Origin of the sequence: Streptomyces xanthophaeus (assembly GCF_000725805.1) — a bacterium.
Lineage (GTDB): Bacteria > Actinomycetota > Actinomycetes > Streptomycetales > Streptomycetaceae > Streptomyces > Streptomyces xanthophaeus.
The window spans coordinates 1-931 of sequence record NZ_JOFT01000094.1 but is presented as its reverse complement, the minus strand read 5'-3'; the positions used below and the strand labels follow the sequence as shown (position 1 = coordinate 931).

1 protein-coding gene is annotated in these 931 nt (G+C 72.9%); it reads right to left on the bottom strand.

Features of this window, described 5'->3' with window-relative positions:
* The coding region (locus IO30_RS0129055) for a glycosyltransferase (protein ID WP_031147804.1) at positions 1–794 on the bottom strand (794 nt) is incomplete at its 3' end.
* Between the last annotated feature and the right edge of the window lie 137 nt (positions 795–931).

Genomic DNA, 931 nt, shown 5'->3' with positions numbered 1-931 from the left:
TGGAAGAAGGCCGTGTTGTCGTTGTGGATGGTGCCGAGGGAGACCAGGACCAGGGGGCGCCCGTCCGTGGCGTCCTCGGGCCGGTCCCACTCACCGTCGGAAGCCCGCCGCGCGAGGCAGGGGCCGGCGAAGTGGACGTCCTCGCCGAACGTCTCACCCTTGAACTGGAACTCGCGCGGTACGAAGACGAGCGCGGGTCCCGATTCGCTGCCCGTCATCAACTCCCGCGGGCCGATCGGCACTTTCAGCCGTTCCAGCAGTTTCGCGATGCCGTGGAACACCCGCACGATCCCGGGGTCGAGCGGATCGACGTCCGTCTGACGGGCGGCGAGGGACCACTCGGTGCTCGCGGCGAAGGTGGTCCGGTACGGGACGGCCGGGATGCCGCGCCGGGCGGCGATCAGCCGGGCCGCCCAGCCCGAAGGGTCGTCGTACACGACGAGATCGGGCCGGTCCGCGGCGAAGGCGCGGTCCAGCGGTGTCAGGGCGGCCAGGGTCTCGCGCAGCAGGTCGCGCAGGACCACGGCGAGGTCGTCGCTGCCGAACCGGTCGGCGCGGTCCGCCGCGCCGTCCCGGGCCGGCAGCCCGTCCATCGTCGACTCGTACCGCAGCACGGTCGCCCCGGCCCCGCTGACGGCGGTCGCGAACCGGTCGGTCGTCGCGAAGGTGACCCGGTGGCCCCGCGCGGTCAGCTCCTCCACGACCCCGAGGGCAGGATTGACGTGCCCGTGACCCGGCAGGGCGAAGAACGCGATGTGTGCCGTGCGGGTGCCCGCTCCGGTGCTGCCGTTCATGCCGCTGCCCGTGCATCCGTGAGCAGGGCCTCCACGACGTCCGCGGCGGCGGGTGCGCCGCCTGCGTGGGTGATGTGGTCTCGCATGGTGTGGGCGTGGTCGCGGTAGGGGGTGTGGGTGAGGACGTGGTGGGCGGT